The organism is Gracilibacillus salinarum (assembly GCF_022919575.1).
Lineage (GTDB): Bacteria > Bacillota > Bacilli > Bacillales > Amphibacillaceae > Gracilibacillus > Gracilibacillus salinarum.
The window spans coordinates 4614995-4634588 of the sequence record NZ_CP095071.1 but is presented as its reverse complement, the minus strand read 5'-3'; the positions used below and the strand labels follow the sequence as shown (position 1 = coordinate 4634588).

Genomic DNA, 19594 nt, shown 5'->3' with positions numbered 1-19594 from the left:
GAAGATTTTATGATAGACAGGGGTTTTGAAAAGATGAAAAGGGTAGTCATCATCGGTGGAGGTTACGGGGGAATGAACGCCTTACACCAGTTAATGGATAATGGAATACCAAATGATGTACACATTTCAGTGATTGACCGGAATCCGTATCATTCGTTAAAAACAGAATTTTACGCGATTGCAGCCGGAACAAAATCAGATAAGGAAGTTCGGATTGACTTTCCAGTTCACGAGCAAATTTCATACATATACGGTGAAATCGTGGAAATTGATACCGAAAATGAACGGATTCGTCTGCAAAATAATGACGATATGGTCGAATACGATTATTTAGTGATCGGACTCGGCTGTGAAGATAACTATCATGGCATTCAAGGTGCAATGGAATACACCGAAAGTGTACAAACCCTTGAAAGAGCCCGAAAAGCAAGCATTAAAGTCAATAACTTGCCAGCATACAGTCAAGTGTCTGTTGTCGGGGCCGGCCTCAGTGGTATTGAAGTAGCTTCGGAAATTAGAGAGAGCAGACCCGATTTAAATATCCGTTTATTAGACCGTGGTGCTTCTGTGTTATCTGCTTTTGACGAAAAAGTACAGTCTTATGTAGAAGATTGGTTTGTCAAAAATGATGTGCATATTCTGCACCACAGTAACGTGGAATTAGTAGCTGAAGGTCTCTTCTATAATAACGGAGAAGGTATTGAAAGTGATGTCATCATCTGGACAGCTGGTGTTCGTCCTCATTACCTGGTTCGCAGCCTGCCATTTGAAAAAGATCGTCACGAAAAAATTATCATTAATGAGTTTTTTCAAGTACCTTCTCATTCGAATGTTTATGTAGTCGGTGACTGTGCCGCTTCGGAGCACTCGCCAAGTGCACAGCTTGCAGGAGTGCAAGGCGAACAGATCGGTGACATTTTAGCAGAAGTATTGAATGACAAGGCGCCAATCTCACCAAAAGACATTAAGTTAAAAGGGAAGCTTGGTTCGCTCGGTAAGTCGGACGGATTCGGCAGCATGTACAGCCAGCCTGTCACAGGCCTCCTGCCTCGGCTTGCAAAATCCGGTGTGCTTTGGCTTAGTAAACGACATTAAACATGTTAAATCAAGCCCTCTTCTATTTTAGGAGAGGGCTTTTTTGATATGGTTAGATAATAAGCTCGACACTCGTTGAAAGAATAGACGAAAATTTATTTTTGCGAAAACTTTTTGGAACAATTTGTAGAATGTTGTGGAAACCGTTTGTATGTTATTGTAAAATGTTAGGTAAATTGAATTAGATTAATTACTCAGGTAAATACTGTACGTCAAGTCAGCCACAATCGTAAGTCGTGCATTAATACTAATTTTACATGTAACAGCCACTTATGCTCAACTAAGTTTGGAAATGTATGAATAAAGCGTTTTTACTAACATCAGCAAGCTTCTGCAACAGCAGTTCCTATTATGTTTAAAAAGGGGTGCCACATGTCCGTTACAAAATTACATGATCTCATTACAAATGAGAAATTTGAGCACTATTTTCAAGCATTATACGACCTTGAATCTTTGTCCCCGGTAGGTTATGAAGCGTTACTGCGTACAAGATTATTCAAAAATCCTGAGATTCTGTTCGAAAAAGCAAGCCAAACCCATCGTTTTTTTGAATTGGAGATTCGTTCGATACGAAAAGCGCTGATTGCTTATGATTCGATTGTGACAGGGCAATGGAATGAAAAAAAGTTGTTGATCAATGTTTATCCTTCTAATCTTGCTCAACTTGATTTTCCGGAATTTCTTGATTGTGCAATAGAAGATACCGACATAAAGCCTAATCAGATTGTTTTAGAGATTAACGAATCAGATATGATGCAGCAGTTGGATGAGGTCGGTGAAAATGTGAAAACTCTGAAGAAAAAGGGCTATTTAATCGCTATTGATGATGCTGGTAAAGGGGTCTCCTCTCTTAAAGCGATAGTCGAGTTAAAGCCCGATTTTGTCAAAATGGACCGCTATTTCGCCAAGCATTTGGCAAAATCAAGCCGCAAGCAGGAAATGGTTCGATCGATCGTTACCTACTGTTTACATACGGACACGAAATTTGTACTGGAAGGAATCGAAGTACCCGAAGATCTGGAAATGGCAAAATCAATCGGCGTATCCTATGTGCAAGGTTTCTTACTGGCACGTCCAGAGCCTTTGGAAGTGATTCAGCGCTATGAGGGTGTTTGCCATGAGGATAGTGATATGGCGAACTGACAAAGGGTGGATTGAAGGTTAATAACTTAATATAAAGCATTGCCTAACAGGAACAGTAGTATATACATAGATCTTGTTAGGTTATGCTTTTTCTATGGTTTAAAATGTAAGTGGCATCTTAAAACAACTAAAAGTAAGGAAAGAATAAATATGTAAAATAGTGCGCTGTATACTACATGTTACAAGTATAAACAGCAAACAAAAACGCTCAGATCTTTAATTGTTTTTATCGTATTATTTTAATTTCTTCTTCAACTAAAGACATCCGTTAATCCACTATTTGTTGAATAATTGTAATTACTGATTGGTCCAAGCCATATAATAGGATATCTCTATTATTCAGGAGGGCTCACAGTGAGAAAACATTTCATATTCAGGTTATGTTCAATATTAGTAGTAATTTTAATATTTCTCTTTATAAAAGTAGTCCCAGTTATGATTCACAACCACATAGCAGAGAAAGCACATGAAAAAATTGTAGAATCTGATTTTTTTGTTGATATTCAAAATCAATTAATAGATAAGAGTTATCCAATACCTCGCGCGATGCAGTACCGCTCATTGGAAGAAATAACTATACTTTTTGATCAACAATCAACTTCAAATTTAACAGAAGAAGATAAAGCGGAAATCATACAAATTATAAAAACAGTGTCAAAAGAGAATGATCTTAACCCAGGTGCTCTTGACATTATATTTAGAAACTCTCGAACCTAATATATAGTTTATTAGCTACTATAATTGTTGTATTAATACTGACTCGGCTGTTGAATCCTTTGTTTATACCCCACTCACTTCTTCCCTTTCAATCAACCTCTTCACCCATTCTTTTAAGCGAAAAATCCTCTGCATACCAACAGATTCACAAATATTTAACAAAAACAGCTTGCGTTCTTAATATAAATGTTGTATGTTCTTTATATAGAACATTTTTAATGAACGGAGTGAACACTTTGCGTTTTACCAAAGTTTGTCTGGCTTTAGTAGTTGTTTCTCTTTCATATACTATCTTTCACACAACGGCTGTTCGTGCCGTTTCTGCCAATGTATTAGTGGTATACGCTTCAGAGAACGAAGAAATCGATCAATACCAGAATTTATTAGAACTGCAGTTGGCTCACTTCACTCGTGACACCACGTTTATTGCCAGTTCACAATTAACTTCTACTGATCTATCAGACACAACTCACCTCGTCTACTACGGTCAAGTGGCAGAAAAGATCGATCCTTCCACGATTGAACTTATTGACGATTTTAGCGGACCAGTTTTAGCAATTGGTCATAACGTGGAGCAACTAGCTTCTTTTTCATGGCTGGATAAAGCCTCCAGTCTAACCTCTATCAAGAATGCTGCCATTATAAATAATAGAGATAAATCGATTCAGGATCAGATGATTAGTCTTTTTCCAATTACAACTAACTCACAGAGTGAAACTATTGTAGAAGTAACAGCTCAGCAGCAATTTCCGCTTATTATTCAGCAGGATAAATCGATGTATGTTGCGACCAATCAGTTGTTCTCCCCTGTTTCTAACTTTTTTGCAGATGCATTACATGATTATTTTGCTGTGGATCATCGAGAAGGAACCCAGGTGATACTGCGACTTGAAGATGTGAACCCTAGTTTGGATGCCGCTACACTGAAAGAAATTTCCAACTATTTAGACGCAAAAGATATTCCTTACGTAGTTTCGGTCACGCCTGTCTATAAGAACCCTGAGAACGAAGAAGAAATTCACCTATCGGAAAACGCTAAGTTAGTAGCTGTCCTTCAGAAAATGCAACAAAGTGGTGCCAGCATTATCTTACATGGCTATACCGATCAATTCGGTCATGGAACAACGGGAGACGGTTTTGAATTTTGGGATAAAACCAATAATCACCCGGTCTATTTCCCTGCGGACAGCTATGAAACCCTGAAAGACAAAGAGGATTTCACTACGCCGGAAGCTTACCAGAACTATATGGCGGAAAGAGAAGCCTTTGAAGACGCCTATATAAGAGAACATATCGAAAACGGCATTAATGAACTGGTAGCCAATAAACTATATCCTGTCGCCTTCGAAGCACCCCACTATGCCATGAGTCACAATGGATACAACATTGTCTCTGAGTATTTCAATACTTATATCGGACAGGTGCAATTATCCGATCAAGACTGGCGGATGATGACCGACGTGCCTACTGTCTCCGAACCTGATTTTTTAAATGGGATGACATTAATACCTGAGACGATTCGTTATGTCCGTTATGACCGAACGGACTCACTGCAGGATATGGAGGCATTGATGAACGAGGTTTCTGTTGTTAGAGATGGTATGATTAGTGGTTTTTACCATCCTTTTTTAGGAGTGAACGGTTTAACAGAACTTGTTGCTGAATTGGAAAGCAAGTTTGGTCCGGACATAGATTGGTTTCATTTAGGTGAACAGAATTTTTCTGTAGCAATCGACGGGACAACTATTATTTCCCGTGAACAGTATCAAACGCTAATTGGTAATGAAGAAGCCAATCGGAATTTTCTTGATTTTACAGATGAATGGCGATGGCAATCCACTTTATTAAAGGCCGAATATTACTGGGCGGTTGCTGGTCTGCTTATCATTTCATGTCTCCTATTACTAGCATTCCGGAGAAGTAAGAGATACTTATAACTTGTTGTTCTTTATTAAGAATAAAACACTTAGATTGAGGTGGCATTATGCGTTATAACACCATCGTACGAATCGCTATTTTATCAACCCTACTATTCATCCTGCCCTGCTCTTCTCTATACGCGGGGGAATTGAACAATCACCACGTATTAGTTATCTATTCCTCGGATTCAGGAGAGATCGATGAGCATATGCGCTTATTGGATTTAATGATCGGACATTTCACCGAAAATATCATGTTCAAATCCGTTACAGAAGTAGAAAAAGCAGATCTCGCTGATAAAACACATGTCTTTTACTACGGGCAGGTGCATGATAAATTGCCAGCAACTATTGCACCGCTCATCACAAGTTTTCCAGGTACAGTTATTGCGCTCGGTCTGAACAGTGAACAACTTGGCGAGCGCTATTCTTTCTTTACAGTAAAAGGCAATGCCGAATATAACAAAATAGAATTAACCAGCAATGAGGAACAATCGCTTTCTGTGTACCCTCGCTCTGTGCTCGTTACGAGTCCGAAAGACGATGTCGAGGTTCTTGCCAACGTCACGAACAGTCCGACAGAATCGTATCCCTTGTTCATAAAAAATCAGGACAATTATTATTTTGCCTCTACCGCCTTACATGATCCGCTCACCATTGCCTTTGGCGATATTCTTCACGATGTCTTTCAGGAGGAACATGAAGCGGTGCATCCGGCTTATCTGCGTTTAGAGGATGTCAGCCCTGATTCAGATCCAGAACAGCTAATGGCAATTGCAAAAGAATTAAAGGAACGTGATATTCCATATATGATCGCCTTAATTTCGGTTTTTACCGATCCGAAAAATAACAAGACATACCACCTCTACGATTTTCCAGAGCTAGTGAAAGTACTGCAATACATGCAAGCAAATGGCGCAAGTATTGTGATGCACGGTTATACGCATCAGTTTCAAAAAGAAGCGGTATCAGGTGAAGGCTTTGAGTTTTGGGATGTAGATAATGATATGCCGGTATATCGTGAGCCAGGTGAAAAGATGAAAGAGGAGAAGGAATTTCCATCTGCCGAAGCACATCAAGCTTACCTTACCAATTTCGAAAAAAATTATATTCAAAACAGGATCAATCTCGGTGTACAGGAATTGGCTAACAACGGTCTCTATCCACTAGCGTTTGAGGCACCTCACTACACGATATCGCAAAATGGCTACCGAATCGTTTCCGAGCATTTTTCGCATTATGCCGGTCAAGTACAATTAAGCGATAAAGATTGGAAAATCATGAGCACCTCCCCGTATATGTCTAGTCCGAGCTTCTTTCACGGCATGCAATTGCTGACCGAGACACTTGGCTATGTCATTCCGAATAGTGCTAATGCGATTGATAATATCATGCTCGAAGCAGAGAAGCAGCAAATGGTACGTGACGGTGCTATTACTGCCTTCTATCATCCTTTTTTAGGTGTAGAACAATTATCTGTGCTGCTCGATGAATTAGAAAAAATACCAAACTTGGATTGGATTGATTTAAAACAGTCAGATGCAAAGGTCGAAGCGAATAACGTCACCATTACATCAGAGAACGGCGTGATTCAAAAAGAAATTGATTACGTAAATATGTATCGCGAACATCCAGCATTACTTACTGCCAAACTGAAAAACATGGTGCATGCTTCACTATGGGCCTTTGTCAGTATTGGTGTTGGTGCTATTCTGCTCTTTTCATTCTACATTTTCAAAGTAGTTCACCGGAGAAACAGTCGCAGAGGACGCCGATACTTGCGGCGCGTTGCTTAATCTATTCGTTAGAAAGGAGGTTTTCCGATGACAACTGTTTTTATTTTAGTCTTACTGTTAATTATTTGGAGTATGTTGTTTTACCATATTTTCTTAATGCAAGGCGGCTACTGGCTGTATTCCAGTTATCAGAAAAAAGCGGAAAAATGGCAGCGAAATATCCCCTACTACCCCACTGTCAGCGTACTGATTCCGGCGCATAATGAAGAGGTAGTAATCGAAGACACCTTAGAAGCAATGAGTAATTTAAGATACCCGATCGATAAGCTGCAGGTTCTCGTTATTAACGATAATTCCAGTGACAGAACCGGCGAAATCTGTGAAGCCTATCATAACCGTTTTCCATACATTCAAGTCATCCATACCAAGCCGCCCCTGGGAGGCAAAGGTAAATCAGCAGCACTTAATAATGGTTTGCAATATGCAACAGGTGAAATTATTTGTGTCTATGATGCCGATAATACACCGGAACCAGACGCGATATTTTGGCTTGTACTAGGCTTGATGAATGACCGGAAAGCTGGCGCTGTAGTTGGCAAATTCCGCGTACTAAACGCGTCCAAAAATTTATTAACTCGCCTGATCAATATCGAAACGTTAACCTTTCAATGGTTAGCCCAAGCCGGAAGATGGTTCTGGTTCAAGCTCTCCACCATACCTGGCACCAATTTTGCCATTCGCCGTTCGATCTTAGATGAACTCGGTGGCTGGGATGAAGGGGCACTATCTGAGGATACCGAATTAAGCTTCCGGATTTACGATTTAGGCTATCATATTCGTTTTTTCCCTAATGCAATTACGTGGGAGCAAGAGCCGGAAACGATGAAAGTATGGTGGCGGCAGCGAACACGTTGGGCACGTGGCAATCTTTACGTGATCGCGAAGTTTTTCTTACACTTTTTCAAGATGAAGCATAAACGAATCGGGTTGGATTTACTGTACTTTATGTTTACTTATGTATTCTTTTTTGGTGTAACGATTATTTCACAAGGATTGTTTATCGCCAGCTTCTTTACCAATCTGGATATTAGCGTTGGCTTTGTATCACTGCCATTACTGATTGTTGGCTTCTTATTGTTCGTTATTGAGGAACTGTTAGCCTTAAGCTTTGAAAAAGGACAGCTGACAGCTAAAAACATCGCAACGGTATGCCTAATGTATTTTACCTACTCACAACTGTGGATTTTTCTCGTCATCTATGCAGGCTGCCTCGAATTAAAACGCGTGATTCTGAAACAGGAAGTAACCTGGTATAAAACGAAACGATTCAATCAGAAAGATCAGCCTGGCCAACGTTCTGCCTAGTATCGATGGGAGTAGATGGATTTGCGCAAGTTCATAATCATAGCAGTAGGGATTGGAGCTGTAATTAGCATGATGTTGTTTCTTGATCGTTTTCAAAAAGACCCTATGCTGGCGACAGAAGCATTTATTCAACGCTGGTTAATTAATGACAACGAAACTCTTGCTACTTATATGTTGGATAGCGAAGAAGCTGACGCAGATTATGTGCAAGGACGAGAAGCATTATCGGAAAGCGTTGGGCTTTGGATGATCTATGCGGTAGAAAAAAAAGATGTTGCACTATTCGAAGAAGCTTACCAGATGTTTCAGACACATTTTTATCAGGAGGATGGATTTATTCCATGGAAGCTGACGGAAACAGGTGATGCGGAAGTGACAACAAATGCGCTAGTAGATGACTTACGTATTATTCATGCTCTCTATCAAGCGGGCGATCTATGGAATCACGATGAATATAAGGAGACTGCTGATCAGATCGGACGATTCTTAACTGCACATAATCTGTCCGGCAATTTATTGACCGATTTTTATGACAGGAAGTACGATCAGGCAGCTGATGTGATTACCTTATCGTATATCGACCCACATGCATTGCAAGCTATGTTCGAAAGAGGCATATTGAATGAACAAGTCTATTCAACGATGATGCAGGTCCTATCTGAAGCTAAGTTGCAAAATGGATTTTTCGCAAAATCTTACGACAGTACGCAGCAGGTATATAAGTATGAGAAAGAAGTGCATATGGTCGATCAGGCGTTGACTGCTTATTATCAGGCGGTGAATGGTGATGATACTGGGGAATTTTTGCGGTTTGTGAAGGATGAGTTTATGGAGAATGGTGAGATTGCAGGTGTATATGACCGGGCTACAAAAGAAGCTGTTGTTGAGTATGAGTCGCCTGCTGTTTATGGGATTTTGATTTGGTATTGTTTGGAGCTGGATGAGCGCGAATTAGCGGAGGGGCTTTATGAGCGAATGGTGGCGTTTCGGGATTTGAAGATGTTTAGCAGGTATTATGGTGGGTATTCGGTGGAGGATGGGAATACGCATTTGTTTGATAATTTGGTGCCATTGGTGACGGAAAAAATCTATAAATAGTTTTAACAAAGTTAGGATGAATAAAGAAATTATTGATCCTAACCCTGTTTTGACAATGCATAAACTTGTTTCCAGCGTCTGATTGGATAATGATAGTTTTCTAACTACTATGAGTAAATAAATGAGATACAAATTAGGAAAATGCCTAAAAGCAGGCATTTTCTTGACTAATTTAAGATATGAGGATGAAAAGCGTTTTCCATTTCTGTTCTCCAGCGCTTTACTGCCGGCACTATAGAAAACTGTAAAATTTCCTGTACTTTGCCAATGTTGTTCGCCTCATATTGATCAACAACTAAGGAAATAGTCTGACGTAATTTATTTGTTTCTGTTTGAACAGAAGCAGAATCAAAGCCTTCGTCCAAACCTTCCACTGCCGTTTCAATCGATGCGAATGCCTGTACAACGTCTTCAAACAAGTAGAAAGTTTCTGCTAATTCACCTATTTTTAATTGCGATTGGATGTGAAGTACACCTTCTTCTATCGTTTCAGATAGATGGAGTGATTGTTGCATAACTTGTGGTTGTTTATTCATTTTATCACCTTCTTTACAAATTATATTTATATAAGAAAAACCGGGCATAAACCACCAGGTCCTAATTGACTTAATCAATAATCAACTTCCTATAATATGGATTATGTCAACTAAGGCTATATGGCAAAACGGTCATATTGAAATATTTTATCTGCGTTGCAAAGCTCCGGAAATAGGCTCCGCGTCCTGTGGGCACGACTCATAGCCGTCAAGCTAAGAAAAAACAAAAAAACCTTCATAAATTAATCTGTTATTTTAAAACAATTTTTTAAATATATTTCCAGTTATTAGCGTTTGGATGCACGGGTAACTTATCCTGTTTTTTAAATTTTTCTATGCCATATGAAATGTTTTTTTGTATGTTTTATATAGAATATCTCTCATACTCTTTTGCTGATTTCGCCGTTCTTTTTCACCATGCTTACAAATATTTTCATAGATGTTTTTTATGATACTTTGAAGGTAAGAAAAGCTAAAAATGGGTCGATCTTTTGCGCTTATAATAGCGTTTTTCGCTTCATCAATACACTTGTACTCACTCGCCTCAAACGCCTTCTCTTGATAAAGATAATTACGACACTGAAACGCGATCATAGAAGAAAGCAGGATATGAATGAGGGTACCATATAAATGGCATTCGAATCGCTCTGATTTTACGGCCCGCACATCATCTATGTCAAATAGAGATTTCCACGTTTTAAACAGAATCTCGATTTGCCAACGTAATGAATAAATAGGATAGAGATCTTGCGCATCCAATTGTTCCTGTGTTACATTGGTGGCAAGGATTTGAATATGAGTTCTTTTGTTGGCAGATGGGGTTTTGGCCCCTTTCTGCCTTCTTCTTTTTAAATAAACCTCTCGTTGACGTTGCTCTTTCTTGGTTAGTTTCTGCACAACCACTCGTGATAGACAGGTATTCTTGCCTTTCTTCCCGATTTGAATCCACCCATAATCGATTCTTTCTCCTGGCTTCAAGTGCTCGCCATCTTCTTCTGGATGTAGTTTAACCTTTTCTCCTTCTTCATTCCACGTCCAAAACGTCTGATTAGCTGGCACTCGTGTGATATAATATCCTTGATTTTTGTCTATATTTTTCAGGTGTTCCCCTGAAAAATAACCCAAGTCTCGTAGGACAAGGTCTCCTTTCTCAATGGTTTCTTCTAATTCACGTGCTGCTTCTTGATCACTGTCCATTAAATCATATAATAATGCATGCATAAATCTCCCTTGATACAGTTCATATTCCAATTGTATTTTGGTGCCATCTGGATAAGAAGAATCATGCTTAGGCGTGCTAATAGAGGTAGCATCCAATATACGTATGCGGGAAAATAAACGATCCAAATCGAATGGAATGCTCACCAGATTTTGTTGGGCAGCTAATTGAAAAAACATTTCTCGTAAAAAGACAACACTTTCCTTGGTAAAACGTTGGTCTAATGCTTGTTTCGACAATTGTGTGCCTGATGATAATCGCGACATGGCTGAACATAAGTCACGCAAACTACTCCCGCCAAATGTTTGATTCAAAAACGCACTGATAATTAAAAATTCTTCCGCTTTTAATTTACCTTGTCGTTCTATGAAACCCGTTTTTCGCGCTAACTCCCGAATTTTTGATACAGATAACACTTTATGTATTGCTTCAACAAATGGCTGTATAACTTTCGTAAATGACATAGAAAGATCCCTCCATCTAGTATATTCCGTCCGTTAGAGTACAGCATTTTTCGTTTTTCGAAAACCATAATGCTTAGCTTGACGGCTATGGGGCACGACTTCAGCTAATTTATGAAAGAAAATTCTTTTCTTTCATAAATGGATCTTCAGTTCGCGCTGATTCCACGGGAGTCTCCGCCTATTTCCTACGCTTAAGGGAAGTGCTACAACATATGGAACAGCTAAAAGCAGTGGTTCTAGGCATTATGTTATTCATTCAATTCTTCCTGTTATATATACAGTGATCAACATGCTAGCTCTGACTAAAGTTGTAGAGTCCACATCCTAGCGTAGGCCAACCACGTAGACTCCCGCGGGATTATGCAGGCGCTGGAGATCCACTTTGTGAAGCGCTCTTCTTCACAAAGTTAGCTCCAGCCGTGCCCCGCAGGACGCGGAGTGGTTGGACGGAGCGGTATCATACCACACTTGATTTTTCAAAATGACCACTAGGCTGCTAGTTTACATAATCCATATTATAAGTAGCCAACTTATATTTACGTGATTACTTCTTTGGTTGTACTTATATAATCTTTTTACTAATTAAAAACAAGAAGTCTTGCCTAACATAAAAGACTAGACAAGACTATTTTTTTCATTATTTCTTCTTATCTAAGAATGTCCCATCGTACGTTGCCACATTTTTATATGGATTAAGGTATTTTTGATTTGATGATTTTTTCTTTTTACTGATTTTCATTTCTTTTTTTAAATCATCGAGGAGTAATTTCATTTTTTGTTGCACTCTCTCATCAATACTAAAGAAGGAATTTGCTAATCGTTTCTCTTCTTCGGTATAGGGACCTGCTAATTGTTGTATCAGTTTCTCACGTTCATCCAAAACAGTTTCTGCTTCATCTAATACAGCTTGACGGTTCTGTGCTGTAATAGAAGAACTGAGTATTTGATCTAATTGTTGGGTAATGTCATAGATTTGCTGAATATTGGTCATTCTTGATTACTCCTCATGAAGAGAATTGTTGCATTAAATAATTGGATTGGGAATTCATTCGTTGTATCAACGTTTCCATTTGTGAAAATTGATTCCAATAACGGTCTTCAATTTGCCCCAAACGATCTTCAAATGCACTTATCCGATCTTCCATATCTTCCATTTGTTTGCCTAATGTATAAGTGTTCATCGTCGCACCAGACTTACCGGCACGCTCCTCCACTTTATTGATCGTTGATTCGATTGAATCTTCCAAGCGGTTAATAATGCCTCTTCCGCTTCCCTCAACATCATTAGAAAATAATTTATGCACGGAGTCCGGATCTTCCCGTAAAGCAGCTTTTAATTTATCCTCATCAATTTCCAGTTTACCTCTATCAGAATAGTCAGAAGATGTAGAGATGCCTATTTCTGTTAGATGGCTGAAACTGCTTTCGTTCTCGACAGACGCATACCAATCACTACGCATACTCCAGAGACCACCGCTTAACATCGTGTCCCCTTTTAACAAACCGCTTTGTGATTTTTCTTGCCATAATTCTATTTCGTTTTCAGACATTTCTTCTTTTTGTTGATCTGTTAACGGATCATAATCACGATAACGATCTTCTTGCAATTTCTCATTAACTTTTTCGATTACTTCATTGTATTTCTCCACAAATTCCGTGATTTTATCATAGGCACTATCGACATTGTTATCTACGGTAATCGTAACGGGATTGGTCGTTTCATTTTGGAAGTTAAACGTTATATCATTGATCGTATAGGAATTATTCTTAGAAGTGAACGATAAGCCATTGTACGTAAATTGAGCATCTTGTCCACCTGTTTCAACTTTCTGCCATTCACCATCGACTTGCTCCCCATTCTTTAGCTGTAACGTATCCGTCAGAAAACTAGAGCCACTTGAGCCATTAAAGCCAATTTCTGCACCAAGATACTTGTCTGATGTGTTAAAGTTACCTGTTTTTGTTCGTTCGATAATCACTTTATCACTTTGTTGATCATAGCTGGCACGAATCTCTCCATCCGTTTCCGTGCTGATTTTCTTCAATACATCATTTAATGAATCATCTGCAGAATAGGTGATGTTGGTCTGAACCTCTTCCCCTTTTTCATTAAAATAAGAGATATTAAAAGATCCATCCTCGGTAATATTGGAACCAGCAAATTCTTGCTCACTTAATTTCCCATTCGGGTTCATCGAGCCAGAACCGGATAACCCCGATTGACTGGAATTAATCGCTGATGTCGCCAATTGTGATACTTCTATCTTGTATGTACCGTTTGAAGCCCCAGCGGCTGCAGAAGCTGTTACTGCCGTTGATTCCGTGGATGAAGCAGATTTACTGTTATACGTTTTTTGTAATTTCATATCTAGTATTTTCTGATCTAAACTACTGAAGAGACTATTAATTTCACGATAGGCATCACGCTTCCATGTGTTCCAGGTTAAATTCTGATTCAACTTATCTAATGGAATTCGTTCCGCTGCCATTAACTCTTTCACCATTGATTCGGTATCTATGCCTGAAGCTAAACCAGTAATACGACTGGACGTATCTATACTGTAAGCCATCACGTTCACTCCTTTAAAGTAACTAGCCTTACTCTTTTATTATTATATCGGATGAAATCTACTGATCTTAAGTAGATATGATGTTCTTCGGTCAAATGTACTAGTTATTCGATATTTAAAGTTGATAAGCACAAACATTTGTTCTATAATTAATGTAATCAATAAATGGAGGGATACTGTTAATGAATGTTCCAGAAGCCGATATAACGTTGTACCATTATATTTGTGGAAAACTATTAGGAGATGGTAGCATAACGATCCAAAAAGGGAGAAAACCTAGATTCCAATTTACACATGCAGCAAAAGATTATGACTGGTCCTTCTATTGTTACGATAAACTTGCCAACAACATCCCGCTCAATAAACCTACCTACAAACGAACAGTAGATCCGCGAGTAAAGAAAGGCTTTACCGAAGCCTATGTCGTTCAATCAAAAACAGATCCCATCATCACTCAATTAGAATCGATCTGGTATCAACAACGTAAAAAAGTACTGCCCATCAACTTTATCGAAGACTTTCTCGACGTCCGTGCACTTGCCTGGTGGTATCAAGATGATGGTCATTTAAAAATCGACAACCATATCCCTAGAAAAATCATTCTATCAACGGATAGTTTCAGCAAACAAGAAAACCAGTTACTCATTCTATTGTTAAAAAGAAAATTCTCATTACATTTCTCGCTTGATAAACAAAACCGGATCATACTATATGATGCAGCTCAAATCGTTTACTTTTCTCGTTTAATTAAACCTTACATGCATTCGTCCATGCACAGAAAAATGCTCACACTTCCCACTACCAGCGTCCATTCTGCTACTCAGAGAACTACTATCTATTTGCCTGATTTTATTTCTATTATTCAGCCTACAAAAGAAATCAATCTTCAACTTGATCAATTAGAAGAGTTACTTAATACAGTGAAAGATTGCAATACCTATCTGCCATTCTATCTAGAACAAATGGCATTTATTGAAAAAATCACGATAAAAAGAAGTTATCAAATAGTAATAGAGCCCAGAAAACGTCAGTTATTATGTGAAGTTAGCAGCTATACAGGTTATCGATTGAGCACGATAGTCGCTATTTGTTTTCAGCTAACTAATAAGAAAATCACTCTGCCTAGCAAAGCTCCGGAAATAGGCTCCGCGTCCTGTGGGCACGGCTTCAGCTAGGCTACTACTTGAAAATGCTTCTTTGCTGCCTTGTGCCGAGGAAGCTTACTCCGAAGCAATGCTTGCAGACACAGGCACAAATGAAGTGGATCTTCAGCTCGCGCTGATTCCACGGGAGTCTCCGCCTATTTCCTACGCTTAAGGAAAGTGCTACAATGGTTGGAACAGCTAAAAGCAGTGACGCTAGGCATTAAGTAAACTGCTATCAAACATAGGCACTGATGTATACCGCTCAAAATGCATCCACTTGCATCAGTTGTAGAGCTTTAACATTAGCGTAGGCCAACCACGGAGACTCCCGCGGGACAGGCAGGTGCTGAAGATCCACTTTGTGAAGCGCCCTCCTTCACAAAGTTAGCTTCAGCCGTGCCCCGCAGGACGCGGAGTGGTTGGACGGAGCGGTATCCTAGCAGACAAATCATGTCAAAAATGATCCTATTGCAAATGTACATAATCCATATTATCAGAAGCTCATTTTTCTTATATAAAAAATAAGAAAGACACTATTATTAGTGCCTTTCTTACATTAGTTATAATTATTGAAGAAGCTGAAGTACAGCTTGAGGCTTCTGGTTTGCTTGAGCTAACATAGCTTGAGAAGCTTGTGATAAGATTGATGCTTTTGTTTGGTTCATCATTTCTTTCGCCATCGTGCGAACATTTGCTTTCACAAATGACTAGACTATATCTTCACCCAATTTGTGTAAAGTTGGGGCCGGGCACTTCGGATCGACAATGCTGATGATACATTGCTTCTCCTATGGATTTCATCATCATAGCAAACGCGTTAGATGGTTTACCCTAGTCGTTGAACCTTCTCCACTCTTTCGAGACAGGAGCTTGGCTGCTGATTGCCCAATCTTTTCTTTTTTCACACCTTCACGCCTGTTGTTTCCAACTACGTTATGGTAAGAAAAGCTATCAGGGGTTTCCAGCAATTCACCCGATCGTAATCACTAGCCGTTACCAGCCAGGACGACTGTGCTTGTCACTACCTAAGCAGCTAAAGCATAATCAACGTCACGGATACGAGATTCCGCAGCAGTTAAGTTTTCAGAAGAAGTTCCTAAGTTGTTGATAGTGTGGTCTAGGCGATTTTGGTATGCACCCATTTTAGAACGTTCTGCTGAAACTGTTTCAATTGCATTATTGATGTTAGTAATAGCTGCATTTGCTGCATTCTGTGTAGAGATGTCAATACCTCCAACAGAAACTTCAGTATCTCCAGCCAATGTTGAAGCAGTAGAAAGCAATACATCACCATCTGTATTAGCGTAACCATTTGCTCCATCATGTGTAGCAACAACTTCATTATTAGAATTTAGAAGTTCTGAACCATCAGAAGAAACTGTATAATTACCAGCCTCTAATCCATCATTTGTTATCGTGCTCTTACCAGTTGCAGTGCCCGAGCTAATTGTAACCTCTCCACTTATTACAGGTGAAGCTGAGAAGTCAATTGTGTCATCACCAGATGCAGCAGAATAGTTTGCACCACTATCTGTACTAGATGCTACAACGTTACCTGAGCTATCTACAAGATCATAATCAGAGGAACTATTTTCTACTACCGTATAAGTTCCATCTGTAATATCATTAGTACTATCTCCACCGTCTGCTACTGTAGCTGTGGCATCTACCTTTGCACTTCCAGACATACCTAAACTAAATCCACGCATATCATCAACTGATAATTCAAGATTCTGACTTTCATTAGCTCCAATCTGGAATGTACCTTCAAAACTACCATCTAATAAGTTTTGAGTGTTAAACTCTGTATTATTACCAATACGAGACAGTTCTTGTGATAATTGATCAACTTCTTTTTGTAATTCTTCACGATCTGTTTCAGTATTTGTATCGTTGGAAGATTGAACAGCTAATTCACGCATACGTTGAAGGATAGAATGTGTTTCATTCAAAGCACCTTCAGCCGTCTGAATTAAAGAAATACCATCTTGTGCATTACGAGATGCTTGGTCCAACCCACGAATTTGACCTCTCATTTTCTCTGAGATCGCTAGACCTGCTGCGTCGTCTCCTGCACGGTTAATACGTAGACCTGAAGATAGTTTTTCCATTGAATCTGACTGTGCGTTGTTTGCACTTGACAATTGTCTGTGCGTGTTTAACGCTGCAATATTGTGATTAATAATCATGTAAATTTCCTCCTTGAGTTAAGTAGATATTCCCACATCCTTGTGGTTAAGCTGCTTAGTGAAAGCGGCCGTCCTTCACTAATTAGCTTCTACTACCTTTATCGGTAACTAGGTCAAAATGTTTAATAGTTTTTCTGATTTTTTTTAATTAAATCGATCATGTCGACTGAAATGCTGGCGGCGTTGTTATTTTCATCCTGTATTGCCTGATAGATTTCCTTGCGGTGGATATCGACAGTCTTTGGTGCACTGATGCCTAGTTTAATTTGATCCCCATCAATATCGATAATTTTCACTTCAATATCATCACCAATTTGAATCGCTTCGTTTAATTTACGAGTTAATACTAGCATCCTTACTCCCCCTTTACCGTGGAGGTATTTTGAAAGATCTTTTCTGCCGTACTATAATGCTTTTCGTTGGTAATGTATTGCTTCGCTAATCTATTATCACTATTTATAATAATTGGTGCTTGCAGATTGGCGGTACTAGCAGTCAACGGGTCTTTTACTGTGATAATCGTGCGAATTTCCACCTGTTTTTGCTCCTGTATTTCTAAACTATTTAACGTATTATCATCGATATCGACTTCGTAATCCTTTACATACAAGAATGGATTGATCACAATAAAGGCCGGATCGATGGCATTTGTCGATTGCAGCACTTGAAATAATCCACTTTCGTCAAAGTCTAATAAGACAAACTCTTTTTCGTCTAAAAAGCCAGGAATGCCTTGTGGAAAATCTATCATCTGATGTTGTTGTACCTCTATGTCACCGAAGTATTTTGTTTGCATTTGCATAACTCACCCTTCTTATATTTCCATTTCAAAATTGATGCCAACATACTTAAGGTTGACGAAATCTATTTCTAATTGATTTTTTTGTTGTAATCCGATTTGCACATTACCAGCTTTGTAATTGGTAACCGGCTTGTTCGGTGTAACATTAATCAGTGGTTCTTGTGGGGTCACGCGAATATCGAGCTTGGCTGGCTGGTAATCGATTTTGACTGAGCCATGGGAGGGAATCCATTTGATATTGATTTGTTTGGGATCATCAATTGCATTGTCAACCGCTTGGCTAATCAGCGGGTTTCCCCCGTTTTCAATCTTCATCAGCTGATCACCCTGTCTTCTTCTTCTTGCAATCACTTCCAACAGCGTTTGTTTTCCAGCTTGTGCTTGTTCTTTGGTCATTTCCGAAACGGATTTGAAGCCTAATTCATTCCAGGCTTGCGATTGGTCTATTGATAGTTTAGAAGGTGTGGTAGAAATTTGCATATCTGCCTTTGGCTGTTGAATGGATAGGTCTGCCTGTGGTTGTTTGATTGAAAGTTGTGCTGAATTCTCTTTGATCGAAATTTGTGCGAATTGAGATTGTAGTCGAATTTGAGGAAGATCCATGGCTTGCCCTCCTAATCTGCTTAGAACGGAAAAAGCTTGCCACAGATTTGCAGCAAGACTGTTCTCCGATTTCGTATATGATTAACTTAAGAAATCTAGTAATGTCGGTTGAATAATACGCGCACCAGCACTTAATGCTGCTCGATGGACACTTTCCTGGGTCGTCAAATTAGTTATGACTTCTTCGATATCTGCGTCTTCATTTTCCGCCATCTGTGTTTGGGCAGCGATCGACTGGTTACTAATTCGATCGGTAATTAATTCGACACGATTCATTCGCGCACCAAGATCTGCTCGTTCATTGACAACATTATTGATGTGGCTGTCAATAGCTTCAATCGATTGGCTGATCGCTTCTTGATCATCATTTTTCAAAGCTTGCGAAAAAGCTTCAATATCTTTGAATAAATCTTCGTTAAACGAATTTTCGGCGTCACTGTTTACTTTGATTTTCACACCATCTAATACTTCAATATTGACATCACTATTATTGCTTGCCACACTGATGACATTGCCATCTTCATCTGTCTGCACCGGACCAGCTAAGTCTCCATCTGCATTTTCTACACCGGTTGTACCCGTTCCATTGAATAGATATTTGTTGTTTACTTTGGTATTGGCAATATCAATCAGTTGTTCTTTTAACTGGTCGACTTCTTCGGCAATGTTCTCTCTCTGGTCTTCTTCATATGTACCGTTACTTGCCTGTACAGCCAATTCACGTAATTTTTGCAATGCTTGCGTTGCTTCATCTAAGGCTGCATCGGAATTATCCATCCAGGTGTTGACCTCATTTAAGTTTCGTTCATATTGAGCCGCATTGGCAACTTCGGTTCGATAATTCATTCCTCTCATCGCAATAACCGGATCATCGGATGGACGGTTGATTTTCTTTCCTGTTGCTAATTGGTTCATATATTCATCTAATTTACCATAACTACTGCTAATATTTCGTAACGTATTGTATGTGATCATACTTTGTGTAACTCGCAT

The 19594-nt window shown here is 39.2% G+C and carries 18 protein-coding genes; 8 read left to right on the top strand and 10 right to left on the bottom strand.

The annotated features are described in order from the left end of the window. Positions 1–33 precede the first annotated feature (33 nt). The 7 genes from MUN87_RS21495 to MUN87_RS21465 all read left to right on the top strand — a co-directional run bounded on the left by MUN87_RS21495 (position 34) and on the right by MUN87_RS21465 (position 9073). On the top strand, positions 34–1095 hold the full coding sequence (locus MUN87_RS21495; RefSeq protein WP_244743889.1) for an NAD(P)/FAD-dependent oxidoreductase: 1062 nt from the start codon (positions 34–36) through the stop codon (positions 1093–1095). 372 nt (positions 1096–1467) lie between these two features. Beyond that, positions 1468–2238 carry an EAL domain-containing protein gene (locus MUN87_RS21490; RefSeq protein WP_244743888.1) on the top strand — a complete coding sequence of 257 codons (771 nt, stop codon included), beginning with the start codon at positions 1468–1470 and terminating at the stop codon, positions 2236–2238. A gap of 354 nt (positions 2239–2592) precedes the next feature. Then, positions 2593–2955, top strand: coding sequence for a hypothetical protein (locus MUN87_RS21485; RefSeq protein WP_244743887.1), 363 nt, complete (start codon positions 2593–2595; stop codon positions 2953–2955). Positions 2956–3191: 236 nt separating this feature from the next. Then, the gene (locus MUN87_RS21480) at positions 3192–4892 is read left to right on the top strand and encodes a DUF2334 domain-containing protein (protein ID WP_244743886.1); all 1701 of its coding nucleotides are present in this window, start codon (positions 3192–3194) and stop codon (positions 4890–4892) included. A 47-nt stretch (positions 4893–4939) separates the two neighbouring features. Then, complete coding sequence (locus tag MUN87_RS21475; RefSeq protein WP_244743885.1) at positions 4940–6670, top strand: polysaccharide deacetylase family protein; 1731 nt, start codon at positions 4940–4942, stop codon at positions 6668–6670. A 27-nt stretch (positions 6671–6697) separates the two neighbouring features. Further along, positions 6698–7975 (top strand): glycosyltransferase family 2 protein, encoded by a 1278-nt coding sequence (locus MUN87_RS21470; protein WP_244743884.1) that lies wholly within the window; start codon positions 6698–6700, stop codon positions 7973–7975. A gap of 21 nt (positions 7976–7996) precedes the next feature. Next, on the top strand, positions 7997–9073 hold the full coding sequence (locus MUN87_RS21465) for a glycosyl hydrolase family 8 (protein ID WP_244743883.1): 1077 nt from the start codon (positions 7997–7999) through the stop codon (positions 9071–9073). Between the two features lie 167 nt (positions 9074–9240). Here MUN87_RS21465 and MUN87_RS21460 read toward each other — a convergent pair whose 3' ends face one another. The 4 genes from MUN87_RS21460 to MUN87_RS21445 all read right to left on the bottom strand — a co-directional run bounded on the left by MUN87_RS21460 (position 9241) and on the right by MUN87_RS21445 (position 13862). Further along, entirely contained in the window at positions 9241–9609 is a 369-nt protein-coding gene (locus MUN87_RS21460) for a DUF8042 domain-containing protein (protein ID WP_244743882.1), read from the bottom strand. 333 nt (positions 9610–9942) lie between these two features. Further along, positions 9943–11292, bottom strand: a complete 1350-nt coding sequence (locus tag MUN87_RS21455) for an IS4 family transposase (RefSeq protein WP_244743857.1) — start codon at positions 11290–11292, stop codon at positions 9943–9945. Between the two features lie 637 nt (positions 11293–11929). Then, positions 11930–12283, bottom strand: a complete 354-nt coding sequence (fliT, locus tag MUN87_RS21450) for a flagellar protein FliT (protein WP_244743881.1) — start codon at positions 12281–12283, stop codon at positions 11930–11932. Positions 12284–12296: 13 nt separating this feature from the next. Continuing rightward, complete coding sequence (locus tag MUN87_RS21445; RefSeq protein ID WP_244743880.1) at positions 12297–13862, bottom strand: flagellar hook-associated protein 2; 1566 nt, start codon at positions 13860–13862, stop codon at positions 12297–12299. A gap of 182 nt (positions 13863–14044) precedes the next feature. Between MUN87_RS21445 and MUN87_RS21440 the strand changes: the two genes are divergently transcribed. After that, entirely contained in the window at positions 14045–15037 is a 993-nt protein-coding gene (locus MUN87_RS21440) for an endonuclease (protein ID WP_244743879.1), read from the top strand. A gap of 536 nt (positions 15038–15573) precedes the next feature. On the opposite strand, the gene MUN87_RS21435 is transcribed toward MUN87_RS21440, so the two are convergent. The 6 genes from MUN87_RS21435 to flgL all read right to left on the bottom strand — a co-directional run bounded on the left by MUN87_RS21435 (position 15574) and on the right by flgL (position 19594). Further along, positions 15574–15672, bottom strand: a complete 99-nt coding sequence (locus MUN87_RS21435) for a flagellin (protein WP_439649675.1) — start codon at positions 15670–15672, stop codon at positions 15574–15576. A gap of 360 nt (positions 15673–16032) precedes the next feature. Further along, the gene (locus tag MUN87_RS21430; protein WP_244743878.1) at positions 16033–17196 is read right to left on the bottom strand and encodes a flagellin N-terminal helical domain-containing protein; all 1164 of its coding nucleotides are present in this window, start codon (positions 17194–17196) and stop codon (positions 16033–16035) included. 122 nt (positions 17197–17318) lie between these two features. Then, entirely contained in the window at positions 17319–17549 is a 231-nt protein-coding gene (gene csrA, locus MUN87_RS21425; protein ID WP_244743877.1) for a carbon storage regulator CsrA, read from the bottom strand. Positions 17550–17551: 2 nt separating this feature from the next. Further along, positions 17552–17998, bottom strand: a complete 447-nt coding sequence (gene fliW, locus MUN87_RS21420; protein ID WP_244743876.1) for a flagellar assembly protein FliW — start codon at positions 17996–17998, stop codon at positions 17552–17554. A gap of 12 nt (positions 17999–18010) precedes the next feature. Continuing rightward, positions 18011–18601, bottom strand: a complete 591-nt coding sequence (locus MUN87_RS21415; RefSeq protein ID WP_244743875.1) for a DUF6470 family protein — start codon at positions 18599–18601, stop codon at positions 18011–18013. Positions 18602–18682: 81 nt separating this feature from the next. Beyond that, positions 18683–19594 carry a flagellar hook-associated protein FlgL gene (flgL, locus tag MUN87_RS21410; RefSeq protein ID WP_244743874.1) on the bottom strand — a complete coding sequence of 304 codons (912 nt, stop codon included), beginning with the start codon at positions 19592–19594 and terminating at the stop codon, positions 18683–18685.